This window comes from Pseudobutyrivibrio sp. JW11 (assembly GCF_900115355.1).
In the GTDB taxonomy this organism is placed as follows: domain Bacteria; phylum Bacillota; class Clostridia; order Lachnospirales; family Lachnospiraceae; genus Pseudobutyrivibrio; species Pseudobutyrivibrio ruminis.
Genome location: NZ_FOWB01000001.1, coordinates 361,500 through 378,387 on the forward strand (window position 1 = coordinate 361,500; position 16,888 = coordinate 378,387).

A 16,888-nucleotide genomic window follows, 5' to 3' on the forward strand; every position below is an offset into this window, starting at 1 on the left:
TTGTGAGTCATGAAAAAATATGTGATTTATGGAATCATTTCTACAATTTTAATATGGATTATAGCCGCTGCAGTGATAGCTTTGCCTGCAGTGCCTACTAAGGACAAGATTGCTGGTTGCATTAGTACCGCTGAGGAAAATGGCATGTTTGTCCAAAGTGATACAAGCAGATCATATCTCTATGAGCTGACTTCAGCAAGTAAGATGGCTTCAGCACCAGTTAATATCACAAAATACGCTGATGGCACATTATCAGGAATGGCAATCTTAGGAAGCCATTATCTTCTCTATAAAGGAGATAAGCTTTCAATAGTTGTGTCTGATGAAAACTATGAAAACACAGATTCCTACACAATTTCAGGTGTGGCAGAAAACGACCCTTATGGTTTATTCGTATTGAATGATCAGCTGTATTTGGTAATGAAATCTACCACAGAGGGGGAGGGAGTAAGATATTTCCTTCAGTTTTCTGAATATAATTGTGCAGCCATTTATGACAAGACAATCGAAATAGTGGAACAGGACTATAACCTTAAGGATAGTTCGTTGTTAGGGTTCCTTCCTAATCCATTTCCACAGGGACTGCTAGTAGCAATATCACTTAGCGGTCTTAGGTTATTTATAGCCATGCTTATGGTCGGTATGGCGGTAGCGTTACTGCTTGTATTTGTTTACCTCTACAGAGAAACAAATTCATTTGTATGGCAACGATTTGCAATGCAGCAGATGGCTATATACGCAATTGTTTGTGGCACATTTTTTGTTACAAACAAAATCTATTTCCTTGCAATAGTCATTATCTGGGTGGCTGTATCCATAGTTCTTTTAAACTTTACTCAGAGAGAACACGATGATTTACAAACACTTGTAATGGCTGTGGAAAGCGCTTCAAGAGGAAGCGATACCAATGTAAAAATACCTGCAAAGGTCAATAGAGACTACGAGAGAATCTGGTTGGCAGCAAAGGATGTTTTAGAGGAAAAGAAACGTGCTAACTATACCAGGGACAAAATGTTTTTAGCATATTCCAGATTCGCTCCAAAGAATATCACAGCACTTCTCAACAAAGAAAGCATGCTTGATATTAATCCTGGAGAGAATCAAAAAATGCGAGGCATCATTGTCAATCTGTGTATGCAGTGGAACAGAGATGTTAGCGAACTTCAGTTGGTGGAGCAAATGAACAAAGACTTTGCAACCATCAGCGACAATCAGGTAGAGAACGACGGAGTGCTTTTATTTGGAGAACCTACACTTGGAACAATGCATTTCTTGTTTGAGGACAATCCAAAGAAAGCAATCAACTTCGCTTCTAATACAGTAAAGGAACTTAGCAATAGAAATCCAGTTTTATTGCTACATGAAACAAAGCTTACATTTGGTGTGGCTGGAACCAATGACCAGGCATTTACCTATATAGATTCTGAGGACATGGAGCTTCTTCAGGGGGTAACAAAGAAAATCCAGGAATACAACGTAGGTATGGTCATGACAGAGCAAATGATTGCTTACGTAGACGACAGTATAAAGACCAGATGTATAGGATATGTAAATCTTTCAAATGATGGACGTAACATGAATCTTTATGAAGTACTTGATGTTTTACCTGCAGCAGTTGGAAAGAGAAGACTTGCCAACAGAGAGCAGTTCAAAAAAGCATTATCAATGTACTATCACAACGATTTTTATTTGGCTAGAAGTATTTTCACAGAAATACTTAAACAGGATAGCGACGATGAAATTGCTAAATGGTATGTATTTGCATGTGAGGATTTGTTAAAGCTTGCTGGCGAAAAGGAATATGATTATAGCCTATTTGCTGAAAGGTAAATAAATGGAAAATATTTTACAGATTCTAATTAATGCCATTAAATCCAGGGTGATGGGCATATATACACAGTTTAAACTGTGGACCACACCGTCATATGTTAAGACCAAAGTTACTACGGTAATCAGAAAGTTCTTTACCGAAACACTTTCGGTTAAGCCGCGGCACAAAAAGGATTACTACACCATTTCAAAATGGTTGGTATCAAGGCGGCTCATCTACTTCATAGTACTTGCGGTAGGTGTATTGTGTGCGTATTACTTGCTGGTTTTAAACCCAGTATTTTCTTTCAAGAGCGTTGCGGGGATTCGAGAATATTATTACAACGCTATTCCACTTAGATTTGCAGAAGGCAATGTAAAAATCAAAGCAAAATCAGGATATATAGCTTATGAGGGTAACGTCAAAAAAGGTGCAGTTACCGGAAAGGGAACTCTTTATAGCAAAGAGGGAGATACAGTTTATATAGGAGATTTTGAGGCCAATAAGTTTCAGGGAGAAGGCAAAGCCTACTACCCAGGAAACATTCTTAAATACGAGGGAACCTTTGCAGACAATTTATATGAAGGCGAAGGAACTCTCTATAGAGCCAATGGAAGCATGGAGTACCAAGGTTCCTTCTCAAAGGGAAAGAAGGATGGACATGGAATTCTTTATAATTCCAGTTCAAACCAGGTGTACGAAGGATTATTCAGCCAGGATGAGCTGGTATACAGCGATTTGCTTGGCAAGTCTACAGCTGAAATTGGCGGCGTATATTCAGGAACTACAGAGTTTTACCTGGGGGACAACAATCAATTTGTTGCAAGCCTTAAGGATATAGATGCTGTTTATTATGGAGATAGCTCAGACACAAACTTAGAAGATGAGATTATGGTGGACACTATTTACGTTACCCATAATTACATCAGCTTTGGTGGCAAGCGAATGTCCAGCGTGTCAGATTTAATCAATTATTTTGGCACACCAAGTTATCAGGGATATACAAAGCTTAAGCTTTCAGAGCAAATAGCCATCAAAAAAATGGTAGAAAGCGGAGACACCACATTTAAAGGTGTGACTGTAAATCTATCACAGAGTAACAACAATGATGTTTTTAATGTAACTGGTTATTCCAGAAATGAAACAGTTTACCTTTACACCTTTTTAAAGGATGGAATAGAGTATCAGTTCTTCTGTCCTGAAAAGAGAGGGGATTTCGGATTTTATGGAGTTGCTATGTACTAAATCTCGTATAAATAAAGCTATAGCTTTCATATTGATTGTAGTATTTTTGAGCAACTCGATTAGTGTGCCAAGGATAGAGGCCGCAGGTTCTAATACTTTAACAATAGATATTGTAAAGGCACTGGCACTGGCCAACTCCGAGGATTTGGAGGCACTACTTCTAAAATATGACCAGGCACAGATTCAATACAAATCAGCTGTAAAGTCTGCGTATGAAAAGTATAGAAAAATCAAAAGCTTCAGCTGGTCTCCACTTTTAAGCTTCAAGCTTCCACAAAAACCAACAGAAGCGGAAAACTATGATTATCAGTTCACTGCCATAGAAAAGCAGGCAGAGATAGACAAGATAGAACAGGAGCTGGATGATAAAGTATTCGCTGTTTATGAAACTGCAGGAAATCTTTATACGAAGATTTATACCCTGCAGGAACAGATTAAATACGAGACAGCACAGCTTGAAATTCTAGAAGAACAGATTGGCACCACACAGCTTCAGGTAGTTATAGGAACAGCTAAGCAGTCAGATTTGGACAAGATGAATACTAAAAAGGAGAATCTGACTACGTCATTAGCATCACATAAAAATACAAAGGCAACCAGTGAAAAGGAGCTTGGAAAGATAATCAATCTTACAATTCCAGCTGAGGTTTATACATATATTGCTCCTTACGTGGAAAGTACATTAGACAGAGCGCTTCTAGACAATATTATTGATTACACAAAGGATAGAGATAGAGCTCTTTATGAAGCAGAAGTTATTGAGGAGGTAGAGAAGTTAGCAGCTGAAACAAATTTTAATCTTTACAAAGGACACTACGCTAAAGATATACACATGATTCAGTCTTATTACGACACAATCATGTCGGGAGGCGAGGTTAATAAAACCCAATTCAAAAAAGCTTATGCAGCATTTTTAAAGCAGATAGATTCCTACTGGGTAGGTAAAAAAACAATTAAGATTGGATGGTTTATCAAGATAAGCTTCCCTAAGGAATGGACTAAGAAGACACTAGATGGTATCAGATACATTGATGATGATCCTTATGTTTGTTATGACTCATTAATTGAATATATGTCAGCACATAAGGAAAGAGTATCCATAGAAAATCAGCTAGAAACCAACCTTACATCAGGGTTTGACAATATAACGACTCTAAGGAATACATACAAAGCATATGTAAAGGATCAAACAAGACTTTCCGTAGAGCTTGATGATGCATATCTTCTGAACAAATCAGGAAAGCTGACATATGAAGAATATACAGATTTACAGACAAGCTATGAAGAGACTCAGATGAATACATTAAAGGCCCTTGATGATTATACGAGAGCGCTTTATTCATACGATAGAACCACATGTGGAGCTATCACATTTTATCTTCTTTCAGGAGATGCAGCACTTTACAACTCCATTGGTGGAGATAGCTTTTTGGAAGCAGAAACACTTACAGGTCCAAAGTATTATATCAGAACACTGGTAGCAAAAAATGGATTTAGAATGGGTGTTTCAATTCCTGAAAACTTTGATAAGAATATTACCCATTTTGAACTTTGGGTAGGTAATGAACAAATCGGTGAGCGTACTCCTATTGGATACGAGATCAGACATTTAGCTATTGGAAAGATAAACGGAGAGGACAGAGTTTTTATTCGTTTATACGATGGAGATACATTTGTTAGTGATTGTGATATAGATCCGAGGGCATATGAAGGTGAGTTGATTATCACTGATGGATATGTGGAGTCACCAAAGAAAACATATGAAGTGGTGGCTGGATACAGTTTCAAATCTGCACAAAGCGGAGTGGTTAGCTTCAGGCTGAAGGATGTTAAAGACAAAGATATTAAATACTATAAGCTTTTAGATTCTACAGGCTCACCACTTATCGACGATGAACTTACATCAGTAGATGATGAATTCAGATATCTGACAATGCTTCTTACGGATATCGATAATGTTCAAATCGAAATGTACGATGTGAACAAAGAGTTGTTATACCAGGCAAACTTCAATTCTGCTGAATTTACAGTAGTAAAAGAAGTGGAAGTAGAAGAAGAGGATGAGTGATTATGATAAACAGAAGTCACCAGAGCGAAGAGCATAAACCAAATATTAAGCTCTTAAGTAAAATCAAGTCCATAAGAAAAAGAACCTTGGCAATAGCTCTGGGAACTATTGTTTTAGCTGTAGGTATTTGGCAAGGTGTATCCTTTGCTCTTGCCAGATTTAACTTGGACAGGGCAGTGTATTTCAACCAGCAGCAGCTGGACGCAGTAGAGGATGCCACTCTTTTAATCGGAACGCATTTGATTCATATCAGCGTTATAAATGACCAGATATATGAAGTGGCAGAAATAAGCCAGAATGATACAGGCCAATCAAACCTTTACTACAAGTCAGAGCTAGGAGATGGACAGTGGTACGAGATTTCAAGTGCCAGCGCATTGGCGGATATTTCCTATACAGGCACACCGGTTGATGACAGCACAATACTTGCTCTTGGTCTTACAAACGAAACTAGATCAGATGCAATTACCTACGATTTAAAAACAGGCAATCCTATTTGTCCTTATAACACGACAGACCCATACGATATTTCTGATTTAACAGAAACAATGGCACTGAAGAATATTTACGATTATGACAAAGAGGCAATCAGAAATGATGTGGAGACTGACGCCATAGAATATGAGTATTACGCAATTGATTACTTCTTTTATCACACGCAGGTTAAGGATGACACCACAAACCTTTGTGATAGCACATTAGATCAGCTTCACAGCTTTTACCTTACAGAAGCTTATCAGGATATTCCACTACAGGAGTTGGTACAGATACTTGTAGCAGAAGAGTATATAGACCATGAAAGACGTGCCCACGTAATGACCAATCTGGAGGAAAACGGGCTTGGTGATTTGAACAGCCGATTGGCAGCTCCTACTGAGGACAACAGAGATTATCCAGACCCATATGAAGATTATTTTGAAGACCCACCAGAGTCTACAAGCACAATGGCAGTTGACGCTGAGACAGATGCTTACCAGGCCATCGAAGAAAGTCTTACGAATCATGAGTCACAGCAACTGGTTCAGGGACAATCAATTCTTGCACAGGCTCAATACGCTGACACACAGTACCTTTATTACAACGTCAGTGGTGGACAGTTCAATAGAACCTCAGATGTAAATCCTGTGTTTAAACATGGTGAAACCGGGGAAGCAAATATCCAGCGATTGGCAGCGATGGATAACATTTCTGAATCAATCGTAGGCTATAGACGAGATTTAGAAAAATCCCTTCTTACAGATGAGTTGGTTCCATACGGAAAGGCAGTATTGCAAGCAAAGACAACATCTGGTGCGGGGGAAGATTACAACAGACTTTCAGGAACAGAAGATGTAACAAACGAATTATTAGATGCAGCTCTTTCAGACCAAAAGAGTGATGCAGAATCAACTAGACTGGAGCTTCAGTTCTTTATTACCAATCTGCGAAATCGAATGAATGAGACAGACATGATTGCATATATCGATGCCAGATTACAGGAAGCAAACGAGATGTATGCAGCAGTAAAGGGAGATGCATTTGAAGATTATGGACATGAAGTAGTTCAAGCCTACATCGATTTCCTTGAGGCACTTAAGTCTGACATAGAAAGTGGCATGGATGGTGGCTCCGATGAGTTGCAGGCTCTCCTTGATGAGTATCAGGAAGGATATCAGTCAGCGTTAGATAACAACGATTTAGGAGAAGCAGACAGATATGCAGCATTGATAGACGCAGTATCAGATCAGCTTGGTGACAATGCAGATTCTTCTGTATCAGATTTGATGAACAGTTTGGCAAACGCTCTGAATGAAGGTAATTCAAGTCAGGCTATGAATGCAATCAATGGATTGGCGGCACTTAGTGCATTAAAACCAGGGCAGGTTAGCCAAGCACTGGATGATGCAAAAGGCAGAATAGCCGGCAGTACAGAGCTTTCTGATGAAGAAATAGATGGCCTTTTGGATGCTGTTGGTGATGCTTTAGCTGATGCTAAGGATGCATTTAGTGGAAATATTTCCGCAGACGATTTGGACAATCTTCTTAACAGTTTGTTTGGCGGAGGCTTTGATAGCCTGTCGGATGGACAGAAGGTGGCATTAATTAAAGCTACCACTGAATTTGGTAACACCTATGGTAATGAATTTGTTACCAACTACGGACTTGGCAAGCTTAACCAATGTGTGGCTGAGGAAAACATTTACATTTATACACAGCCAACAGAGATAACGCCAGAATACTTGGATTTGGAACATATAGCACTTGTAACTGGTTACAGATATGTATTCAATGCCAGTGAAACAAAAGCAACACTTTCAAATCGAGGAGAGTATTACACCTTCGTGGCATACGAGGATACATACGAAAATGCTAATGGAGAAGTGCTAGACCTAAATTCACCACTGGCATTTAGAAAAACAGTATACCTGGATGAAGATTCATCAAAGGAAATTTTCGATTGTAATGCATACTACGTACCAGATACAGAGTATGGAATAGTAGTAACTGAGCAGGTAGCAACCTGGGCTGACCAGATTATGGAAATGCTGATGCAGTTACTGTAAGAGGTTTTATAGGAGTAGTAATATGGCAGATTATTCAATTATTTCAGATTGCAGTAACCACTTGGTTGCACTGATGAGAGAAAAAATGTGCCCAGAGCCAATTCCATCATCAAACAATATTCAGGTGTCATCACCAATGTCGCAGGACGTTGACTACCTAGTAGGTGTTTACCTGTACGACATTGTTGAAATGCAGGATATAGCTCTTGGTCCAAACATCAGAAAAGGTCGAGTGAGACTTACCAGACCACCAAGACCATACATGCTTTACTATTGCATCTTTGTAAATGGTGGTTCCCAGATGGGACTTAAGGATTTGGATGTTCAAAAAATCCTGGGCAAGGTAGTTCAGATAATAAATGACAATGATTCGGTACTACCGGTTCAATTGCAGCCATGGTTGGAATATCCAGAACCACCAATCGTATTTTCACAAGCAAAAATAACCATAGATGAAAAGCATAGAATTTGGCAGGCTTTGCATAAGCCATACAACCTTAGCTTATTCTTCAAAGCTGGCCCAGTATTCATGTCATCTGAGGATATTATAACTACACCAGAGGTTGTTGATGCAACATTCAACGTAGACATGAAAAAGAAATAATAGCCCTACATCAAACTTTTAAAGGAAAGGAGGTAATCATATGGCTCTTATAACTATCAAGCATCGCATGGATTTGGACTTGGAATTGCTTGATGCCACCACTGGAATAGGAATAACCGATTCAAGAGTAGTTTTCTATTCGGACGGTAAAATCTTTCCAATGGTAAGAAGGCAAAATGGCAATTACATTCTGATTGACAGCCCCAGGCTCAACCGCCAAATAAGAGTGGAAATCTACGGATACGAGCCCACCATTGTGGATGTCAATTATGAAGAGCTTGATGAAATGCGACCGCTGATACAAGTTTTAATGATTCCACAGATTACCGACAGTAACTTTACAAGTTTGTGGAGTATAGAAGGGGAACTGCCAGGAATAACTGATATTTCGGCAGTGGTACCGTCAGCAGCACCATTTTCTTATCATTCATATGATAGGGCAAGGAAAATGGTCAACATTCTAAATCCTCACAAGGTTGAGCTTATAGGAAAAGACTATGGTCTAATTCACTCAGATGGATTAAGCTTCGAGGCCGTTGAGGCAATAGAATTGAAGGTACAAACCAAACTGATGCTGACTGAGCTTTTGGAGGAGGAATTTGAAGTCTCAAACCCAATCGGAAGAATCATCTTTGGAAGGGTTGATAAGGATGGAAAATATCTTCTGAGAGTAAAGGCCTCCAGTACAGCAGATAAAAACGTGATTATTTGTTATCACGTGGATGGAAAACGACGGTATCAGGTTTTAGATTTTTCGAATGCCCGCGAATTACAATTGGAAAGGAGAGATGAATGAGTGGTCCAGTCTTGGTAAGCGGTGGAACTCTTGCTTGTACAATGGGAACGGCCCCATCTGTTTTTACAGCTATGGCCAATCCAAAAGTTCAGGTGGAGGGAATGCCTGCTGCTACGATGATGGATAATGCACCAATTGCTAGCATTAAACCCTTTGGAATGTGCACAAGCCTGGCTAACCCGGCAGTTGCAGCGGCAACAGCGGCTGCCCTTGGAGTATTAACACCTCAACCTTGTGTTCCGGTGTTCCCAGGACCATGGGTGGCAAGTGGACAGAAAACCAGATCAGGAGGGAAAGCGCTAGTTTGTCAAGGTGATTGCCTGATGTGCGCTTATGCTGGAACTGTTTCAATTGCAAATAGCGGACAAACAAAGGTTATTGTAAAGTAAAAAGTTTTTAGAGAAGGAGTGATTATATGGCTGAATATTTATCACCCGGAGTATATGTAGAAGAGATTGATAATGGCCCTAGAGCTATAGAGGGAGTTGGCACAAGTACAGCTGGCTTCGTAGGAATGGCAGAAAAGGGACCAATCCAGGGGGCTCCGGAATTAGTTACCAGTTTTAATTCCTTTATTAGACTCTACGGTGGATTCTTAAGTGAATTTACACACGGCGAGTACAGATTCTTAGCTCATGCAGTAGAGCAGTTCTTCACAAATGGAGGAACAAGATGCTACGTAATGAGAGTTGCACCAGATGATGCAAAGGCAGCTTCTAAGAAGCAGGGATTTATTACAGCAACAGCTGTTAATCCTGGTAAATGGGGTAATAAGATTGTTGTTTCAATCCAGCAGACTACAAAGCGTAAGCTTCAGTTTATGGAAAAGATTTCTGATACAACATATCGCGTAAAGAACGCTGAAGGCATTAGCGAAGGCGACATCATCGTATATGAAAAGGAATTCAACACAGTTGCTGGAGTATACGATAGAGAAATCACTTTAGCAAAGCCTTTCAAGGCTGATGTAGTTGATAAGGAGCTTATTCCAAAGAAGATAGTTTATTTAGTAGAAACTGATATGATAATCAGATATCAGGATCAGATTGAAAACTATCCAGGAATCAACTTCATCGAAGGCTCTAAGGACTATGTAGCTAGCAGAACTGAGAATTCAGAGATTGCAACTATTACAGTTACAGGAAATCCAAAGAGCGTAAATCCTATGGAAGAAATCTTTGCAAAGGATTCCACAAGCATTTCCTTCACTTTGGAAGGTGGTACAGATGGAAGCATTTCAAAGGTTAACGCAGGAACATTTATCGGTATCGATAAGGGACCTGGCCAGAGAACTGGTATCCAGAGCTTTGTTGAAAATACAACAGTTAGCATGATGGCAGTTCCTGGTATCACAATTCCAGAGGTTCAGGTAGCACTTGTTGCTCACTGTGAGAATCTTGGAAGTAGATTTGCAGTTCTTGATATGCCTGAGAAGCTTTCAAAGCCAAAGGATTTGATTGAGTTTAGAAGCTTAATCGATAGCACATACGCTGCTATGTATCATCCATGGGTGCAGGTATTTGATAGAAGCGCAAACAAATCAAGCTACATCCCACCATCAGGATCAGTTCTTGGTGTTTACTCTAGAACAGATATTAACCGCGGTGTTCACAAGGCACCAGCTAACGAGACAGTAGCTTGTACAGGTCTTTCAATTAACTATACAAAGGCAGAGCAGGATATCCTTAATCCAGAGGGCATAAACCTTATTAGAGCACTTCCTGGACAGGGAATCAGAATTTGGGGAGCTCGTACAGCCAGCTCTTCATCAAGCTTCAGATACATCAATGTTAGAAGACTATTCATCTTCGTTGAAGAGAGTATTAAGGCTTCTACAAACTGGGTAGTATTTGAGCCAAACGATTCAATGCTTTGGAGCAGAGTATCAATTACAGTTGCTTCATTCCTTGACAATCTTTGGAGAGCAGGAATGCTTGCAGGTGATTCAGCATCAGAGGCATTCTTCGTTGAAATCGGAACAAATACAATGACCAGAGATGACATTGAGAATGGACGATTGATTTGTAACATTGGTATTGCTCCTACAAAGCCAGCAGAGTTTGTAATCTTCAGAATTACACAGTTTACATCAGAAGCTGGTGGCGGAGAAGAGTAAATCACAGTAGATAAGGAGAAGTAATTATGGCAGATAATGCGAACGGAGCTTTAACAGCATATGCTGACGGGGATAATTTTTATCCATTAACCAAAATGAATTTCCTGGTTACTGTGGATAGCGTCAATGGAAAGGCAGCTTTCTCCGAGGTAACAGGAATTGAAGGAACAGTTGATGTAATTGAGTTTAGACAGGGTAACTCAAATTCACTGGCACCTCAGAAAATTCCAGGACTTGTAAAGCATGGTAATGTAACACTCAAGTTTGGTTACACTGCAGACAATGCATTTAAGAACTGGGTACGTGAATGCGTTTCTGAAACAAGAGGTGCTATTCCACGTACACGTGTACAGATTGAACTTATCGACATTAACTCAGGTGCACCTACAACAGTTAAAAACGAAATTGAGGGCACAAAGGTATGGGTTTTAGTTAATGCGTGGGTTACAAAGTATCAGGCTCCTGATTTGAATGCAACTCAGTCAGAAGTAGCTATTGAAACAGTTGAAATTGCATATGAGGAATTGATTATTCCTAACTAATATGTAGTTACCATTGCCATCATCCGGGGGCTTCCTTTGGGTGATGGCTTTGGTACTTACATATAAAGCTAAGGAGGAGGGTTTATGGAAACTATTTTTGATTTTGAATTACCAAGGGGATATGTAGATAACGAAGGTGGGGTTCACAAGAGAGGCAAGATGAGACTTGCAACAGCTCGTGATGAAATTAGTGCTACAAGAGATCCACGTGTACTTTCAAATCCATCGTATTTGACAATCGCTCTTTTGGCAGAGGTTGTTACAGAAATCGAAGGTATGCCAGCTGTAAACGGAACATTGATCGAAAGATTATTTACAGCAGATTTGGCATTCCTTCAGGATATGTACCAACGTATAAACGATATTGAGCCACCAAAGGTTCAGTGCGTATGTCCTGATTGCGGAAAGGTATTTCAGGTGCCTATAAATTTTACAGAAGAGGGCTAAAGCTATATCCCGAAAAGGAAATGTATGAGGAAATGTCCTTTATCTCATACTACTTCCATTGGGGTAGTGAGGATGTTCTCTCCTTAGAGCACAATCAGAGACGGCGCTGGTGTAAAGAGATTTCATCCATCAACCAGTCTTTAAGACCCTCAGATAAACCAAAAGAAAAAAGCATCCTAGATATGAAACCATCTAGGTCACGTTAGTTTAGCAGGTATTGTCTATGAGTATTTTTACAGATAACAAAGGCTTCACCCCTGTACCGGGGTTCAACTTTTTACTGAGAGTGGAAATGGTTTTTGATGTTCCCGTAAAAAGCGTGCGAGCCTTTACTAAGAATTTCGAATATGAATACATACAAGAAGGTGGTTTGAACGATTATGTTCACATGAGACGTAAGCCTATATCTCAGCCATTCACACTTGAAATAGAACGCTATGCGGCTACCGATTTGTATTATGATCCTTTGCAAAACGGAACTGAATTAATGCTGCCATTGCTATTATTCGTTTCCCCATATCAGGGAGATTTCATGGGATATTCAAGAAGAACCTTTGCATTTACAGGCTGCACTGTTACAGGTAAAGAGTATGGTGCGTTAGATGCAGAAAAGGGTGGTCTTTTAACTGAGACAATCAAAATTGCTTATAGACAAATTGTTGTTTTGGATTTACCAGAAACAATACTGAAGCAGCATACAGCTTATTCCGAATTGTTTGGAAATGGAGCAATAACTGAAGAGCAGATGAAGACGCCTAAGTATGGCAGACAAAAGGATGATTCGGAATACAACATGCAGATGGAAGCCAATGTTGAGGCAGAGAATGCAAGATACTACAAGACTGAACCAGGTAAGTTTGATGGAGCGCAAAGTGCTGATATGACCTATACCTATATGACTGGAGAAATGGGAGCCAATCCTGAAGCTAATCACAGGTCTTATCCAGAGGATGAAAGTTACTTCGGCAAGGAAGTAATAGAGAATTATAAGAATTCGGCAATAGATAACAGTAGAAGTTATCCGGCAGATGAAAGCTATTACGGTAAAGATATTTTGGAGGCATATATTAATTCGGCTAAGGATAATGCAAGAACCTGGCCAACAACAGAAAGTGCCTTTGGAGCAAATATAAACAAATAAAGGGTAAATAATAAATGCTGAAAATAAAATCTGCAGATTCAATGAGAAAATTGAAACCATTGACGCCTTTCTACAGCGGTTTTTCTGAGCGCATTCGCACTAATTATGGAGCAATGAATGTGCGAATTGACAAAGAGGAACTGATTCATTTGGTGTCAGAACCGCCAGAGGTGTATTTGGAAGATTTTGGTATGACCAGGCTTACGAATAATACCAATATCAATTCTACTAAAAACATCAAGGTGGAAATGCTAAATGAAATGATTAACAGATTGTATTATTCAAATGAGAATCGTTTCACTTATCAGGACAAGGTGTATGTTGAAAATGTGCTAAGACAGCTTGGCGTTGAAAACACTACAAATTTCATTAGGCAGATTAAAGATATTAAGGAGCAGATGGATGAAACCATCAACTACATAAAGATTAATCAGAATAATCCAGTGGCATTTGAAAAGATGATGGAAAGGATTATTCAGGAAAACAATCGTATTCCTAAAAAGAGGAAGAATAGTAAGAAAGAGGTATTAGAAAGCAGAAAAGAGAAGGAGCTGTATGAAAAAGTTTTCGATAGGCTCCATAGCAAAGAAATATACAAAGAGGTGACAGAGCTTTTAAAGGCAAACCCAGATATGCCAGCAATTATCAGGCAGGCGGAGTTTCATCTGGCAGAGCAGAAAAATGAATCTAGAGAACTTACTTTAAATTCAATTTTCCATACCTTTGAAGGAGACACAAGGAACTATCTGGTACATCGCTGGGAACAGCTTAACGAAGGTGATGAAATAGAAAACGTTACGGAAGAAGGAGATATCCTCTCATCTGTAAACGCTGCTATTATCATGAATCTCATAGAGAATGTTATGAGCCTTAGGGCTGGCGATAAGTATCAGCGAGATGAGCAGTGGTATCAGCTGAAAAATGCATATAATCAGTCGGCGGAGAATACTTTAAACAGATTCTTTACAGATAGAACTCTTAGCACATTCCATGTGATAGAGGAAAATGATTATAGCAGACAGATAGAAGAAAATGTTTTAAAGGAAACGGACGAGCTTGTTTATAAGCAGGAATATTATGAAAATCTTCAGCAGGAAGCTTTAAACGAGATAAACATAAAGAATCAGCAAAAGCTGGAAGAAATCAGGGCACTGGAACAGGAAATTGTAATAAATAATCAAGCTTCAAATCCAGTTCCTGATAAGAAGAATATTTATAACACCAGCCAGATTTTATTGGAGCATCCAGAACTGACAGGTGAAGTTATAAGCAGAATGCCTGACAGCAATCTGAAGAATAACATTTATGAACAGGTAAAAGAGGTAATTGTAAATCAAGTGGCAGATCCATTTACAAGAGAGTTGCTGGTACATCTAGCTGAAAATGGAAAGCCAGGGGATATTACAGAGATAGAAAACATTTCCAGAAATCAGGAAATAGTAAGAAACGTAAAAGAAAACCAAAAGCAGGTGGAGCAGGTTGTAAGACAGGTAGAGACAGAACAAAAGCATCTTACGCTGGTTCACAAGACAGAGGAACAAACTATTTCCGAGGATGTGTTAGAAGAAATCAGGCAGCATAAAAATTATGTTGAAAACAGACTTGTTGAGGTAACACAAAATATCAATACAACGGAGACTACACATCAGGAAGTTGTAAATGAAATAGACAACAAGGAAGTAGTAAACAACATTTCAAGTAATGTTCGTGAAATGGTAAATGAAACCTTGAAGGGACAAATGGATTCTATTTCAAATCAGGTATTTAGAAGGCTTGAAAGAAAGTTGGATAGTGAAAGAAAGCGTAGAGGTTATTAGGTATGAGTGATTTATTGGGTGGATTGGCTGGAGCTGTAGGAAACATTGAACACGCATACTTGTGTGTGTATGATACCGGAGTTAGAAGGGACATACAGGAGGAAGAAGCTGAAAGGCTTGATGCAAAAAAGCCATTGTTAAAAATAGAACTTCCAGTTGACGTTGCTGCTGTAGCAGAACAATTAAATGCTAAATTACAGTATGGTATGCAAACTGCAAAGGCAGCTGCATGTTTGTTGGATGCATTGTTTCCACTAAACGCTGTTGACAGAGTAAAAGCTGCAGAAGGAGTTGCAGTAAAAAGAATCAAGGTTCAGTTTAATCCAACTCAGGTTCGTGTGAATGCTGTAGGTAGTAAGCTGGGCTTGATTTCCGATTTGACTGCATCGAAAAAGGAAGAAGGTAAAAGTGATAATTACGGTTATCAGGAAATCCCACCTCGTATTACTGTAAACATACCTATTTTTATTGATGAAGAAGACAATACCAGTGCTTTTTCTTCAGACTCAGTGAATGTTTTAAATGCATCCAACCTTGCACAGAATGCACTTAACTTTTTTACAGATAGTAAGTGTAAGGTTCAGGAAGAAACGGAAGCAATTTTATCACTCCTTAGAAATTCACATACTAGATATATAGGATTCTTCTGGGGAACAAAAATGTGCTATATAGGTTCAATTATATCGGCACAGGCAACATATACAATGTTTCATCGTGATGGAAGCCCATGTCGTTCAAGAATTAATCTACAGATACTTACAGTAGAAAATAGTATCCCTGCTGGCTTTAGAAATCAGTGGGTTGATAAATATATGGCATTTAGAGAGACAGATAAGAACAGGCTAGTTAGATGGGGAGAAAATGGCATTGCTGGCAATTTTGTAAATATTCCATTTTAGATTTGATATAGGAGTTTAGTATGGCTTTTTTAGGATATTTCAATAGAGCTTTAATAGGTTTTCCTATAAAAAAATATGATCGAATAAGCGGTGTTGCTGCTGTTAATAAGGCTCAAAGAGTTGCATTGGAAGCAAAAGCGACTGCTGACAATTTGCAGAGCCAAATACAGAATACCATATTGAATATGAAAAAAAGAATTACCAAGTCTAATGTTCAGAATGAATTGTTTAAAAGTAAAATCAAGTCTTATTATTGGCTTGAAGTGGAGTTTAATCCTAGCACAATGAGATACACAGCAATGAATGGTTCTTTCCAACAGCAACAATCCGTAACTGGAGATATTGGTTCCCATATTGCTCAGTACAACATCGATGCGCAGACTAATATGAATTTTGAGATATTTATAGATTCAACCATGTGTCTAAGTGCTACCACAGGAATGAGTATTTCTTCAGCTACCTCTGCTGTAGCAAATCTTGTGAAGGGGAGGGACTACTATAATATAGAACCAATAGTGGATGGACTTTGTTCACTTTGTAATGATGTAGAAACACAATATGTAATATTCGCCTGGGGCCACATGGTTTTTTATGGAGTCTTAGAAGAAGTCGATGCAGAGTATGTAATGTTTGACGTTGATGGAAAGCCAATTAGAGCAAAGGTATCAATGAACATTCGTCAATCAGGCAAGCTGGGAAAAGACGATAATAAAGAGGATGTTTATTCTAAATCAAATCAGTATTGGGACGATGCCTATACAAAGTTTTTTGGCAAAGGTGATAAAGACCTTCAATTTGGAAGTAATTCAGCAACCAAGAGCATGAAGGATTTTAATAACCTATTAAACCTAAAATAGCCG

The 16,888-nt window shown here is 39.0% G+C and carries 15 protein-coding genes; all 15 read left to right on the forward strand.

Features of this window, described 5'->3' with window-relative positions; translation table 11 throughout:
* Positions 1-9: 9 nt before the first annotated feature.
* The 15 genes from BM102_RS01560 to BM102_RS01630 all read left to right on the forward strand — a co-directional run bounded on the left by BM102_RS01560 (position 10) and on the right by BM102_RS01630 (position 16,885).
* Positions 10-1,830 carry a hypothetical protein gene (locus tag BM102_RS01560; protein ID WP_090478232.1) on the forward strand — a complete coding sequence of 607 codons (1,821 nt, stop codon included), beginning with the start codon at positions 10-12 and terminating at the stop codon, positions 1,828-1,830.
* Between the two features lie 4 nt (positions 1,831-1,834).
* A complete protein-coding gene (locus BM102_RS01565; protein ID WP_090478235.1) occupies positions 1,835-3,055 on the forward strand; it encodes an MORN repeat-containing protein in 1,221 nt (406 codons plus the stop codon).
* A complete protein-coding gene (locus BM102_RS01570) occupies positions 3,036-5,123 on the forward strand; it encodes a TolC family protein (protein WP_090478236.1) in 2,088 nt (695 codons plus the stop codon). Before BM102_RS01565 ends, BM102_RS01570 begins: the two co-directional genes overlap by 20 nt.
* 2 nt (positions 5,124-5,125) lie before the next feature.
* Entirely contained in the window at positions 5,126-7,666 is a 2,541-nt protein-coding gene (locus BM102_RS01575; RefSeq protein WP_090478239.1) for a hypothetical protein, read from the forward strand.
* 22 nt (positions 7,667-7,688) lie between these two features.
* Positions 7,689-8,270, forward strand: coding sequence for a Pvc16 family protein (locus BM102_RS01580; protein ID WP_090478242.1), 582 nt, complete (start codon positions 7,689-7,691; stop codon positions 8,268-8,270).
* Positions 8,271-8,310: 40 nt separating this feature from the next.
* On the forward strand, positions 8,311-9,066 hold the full coding sequence (locus BM102_RS01585; protein ID WP_090478244.1) for a hypothetical protein: 756 nt from the start codon (positions 8,311-8,313) through the stop codon (positions 9,064-9,066).
* Positions 9,063-9,455, forward strand: a complete 393-nt coding sequence (locus BM102_RS01590) for a DUF4280 domain-containing protein (protein ID WP_090478246.1) — start codon at positions 9,063-9,065, stop codon at positions 9,453-9,455. The genes BM102_RS01585 and BM102_RS01590 overlap by 4 nt, the downstream gene beginning before the upstream one ends.
* A gap of 26 nt (positions 9,456-9,481) precedes the next feature.
* Positions 9,482-11,182, forward strand: coding sequence for a phage tail sheath family protein (locus BM102_RS01595; RefSeq protein WP_090478249.1), 1,701 nt, complete (start codon positions 9,482-9,484; stop codon positions 11,180-11,182).
* Positions 11,183-11,208: 26 nt separating this feature from the next.
* On the forward strand, positions 11,209-11,724 hold the full coding sequence (locus tag BM102_RS01600; RefSeq protein ID WP_051524540.1) for a phage tail protein: 516 nt from the start codon (positions 11,209-11,211) through the stop codon (positions 11,722-11,724).
* Between the two features lie 84 nt (positions 11,725-11,808).
* Positions 11,809-12,171, forward strand: a complete 363-nt coding sequence (locus BM102_RS01605) for a hypothetical protein (RefSeq protein WP_090478251.1) — start codon at positions 11,809-11,811, stop codon at positions 12,169-12,171.
* Entirely contained in the window at positions 12,123-12,377 is a 255-nt protein-coding gene (locus tag BM102_RS14695) for a DUF6760 family protein (protein WP_442960191.1), read from the forward strand. The genes BM102_RS01605 and BM102_RS14695 overlap by 49 nt, the downstream gene beginning before the upstream one ends.
* 17 nt (positions 12,378-12,394) lie before the next feature.
* On the forward strand, positions 12,395-13,312 hold the full coding sequence (locus tag BM102_RS01615) for a hypothetical protein (protein WP_143085448.1): 918 nt from the start codon (positions 12,395-12,397) through the stop codon (positions 13,310-13,312).
* 14 nt (positions 13,313-13,326) lie between these two features.
* Positions 13,327-15,129 (forward strand): ring-infected erythrocyte surface antigen domain-containing protein, encoded by a 1,803-nt coding sequence (locus BM102_RS01620; protein ID WP_090478256.1) that lies wholly within the window; start codon positions 13,327-13,329, stop codon positions 15,127-15,129.
* 2 nt (positions 15,130-15,131) lie between these two features.
* Positions 15,132-16,028, forward strand: coding sequence for a CIS tube protein (locus tag BM102_RS01625; protein WP_090478259.1), 897 nt, complete (start codon positions 15,132-15,134; stop codon positions 16,026-16,028).
* Between the two features lie 20 nt (positions 16,029-16,048).
* The gene (locus tag BM102_RS01630; protein ID WP_090478262.1) at positions 16,049-16,885 is read left to right on the forward strand and encodes a CIS tube protein; all 837 of its coding nucleotides are present in this window, start codon (positions 16,049-16,051) and stop codon (positions 16,883-16,885) included.
* Positions 16,886-16,888: the final 3 nt, after the last annotated feature.

Excerpts from the sequence above, each read along its gene's own strand:
- BM102_RS01605 (WP_090478251.1), top strand. The coding sequence starts at position 11,809 with ATGGAAACTATTTTTGATTTTGAATTACCAAGGGGATATGTAGATAAC.
- BM102_RS01580 (WP_090478242.1), top strand. The coding sequence starts at position 7,689 with ATGGCAGATTATTCAATTATTTCAGATTGCAGTAACCACTTGGTTGCA.
- BM102_RS01615 (WP_143085448.1), top strand. The coding sequence starts at position 12,395 with ATGAGTATTTTTACAGATAACAAAGGCTTCACCCCTGTACCGGGGTTC.
- BM102_RS01595 (WP_090478249.1), top strand. The coding sequence starts at position 9,482 with ATGGCTGAATATTTATCACCCGGAGTATATGTAGAAGAGATTGATAAT.
- BM102_RS01625 (WP_090478259.1), top strand. The coding sequence starts at position 15,132 with ATGAGTGATTTATTGGGTGGATTGGCTGGAGCTGTAGGAAACATTGAA.
- BM102_RS01570 (WP_090478236.1), top strand. The coding sequence starts at position 3,036 with ATGGAGTTGCTATGTACTAAATCTCGTATAAATAAAGCTATAGCTTTC.
- BM102_RS01560 (WP_090478232.1), top strand. The coding sequence starts at position 10 with ATGAAAAAATATGTGATTTATGGAATCATTTCTACAATTTTAATATGG.
- BM102_RS01620 (WP_090478256.1), top strand. The coding sequence starts at position 13,327 with ATGCTGAAAATAAAATCTGCAGATTCAATGAGAAAATTGAAACCATTG.
- BM102_RS01585 (WP_090478244.1), top strand. The coding sequence starts at position 8,311 with ATGGCTCTTATAACTATCAAGCATCGCATGGATTTGGACTTGGAATTG.
- BM102_RS01565 (WP_090478235.1), top strand. The coding sequence starts at position 1,835 with ATGGAAAATATTTTACAGATTCTAATTAATGCCATTAAATCCAGGGTG.
- BM102_RS01590 (WP_090478246.1), top strand. The coding sequence starts at position 9,063 with ATGAGTGGTCCAGTCTTGGTAAGCGGTGGAACTCTTGCTTGTACAATG.
- BM102_RS01575 (WP_090478239.1), top strand. The coding sequence starts at position 5,126 with ATGATAAACAGAAGTCACCAGAGCGAAGAGCATAAACCAAATATTAAG.
- BM102_RS01630 (WP_090478262.1), top strand. The coding sequence starts at position 16,049 with ATGGCTTTTTTAGGATATTTCAATAGAGCTTTAATAGGTTTTCCTATA.
- BM102_RS01600 (WP_051524540.1), top strand. The coding sequence starts at position 11,209 with ATGGCAGATAATGCGAACGGAGCTTTAACAGCATATGCTGACGGGGAT.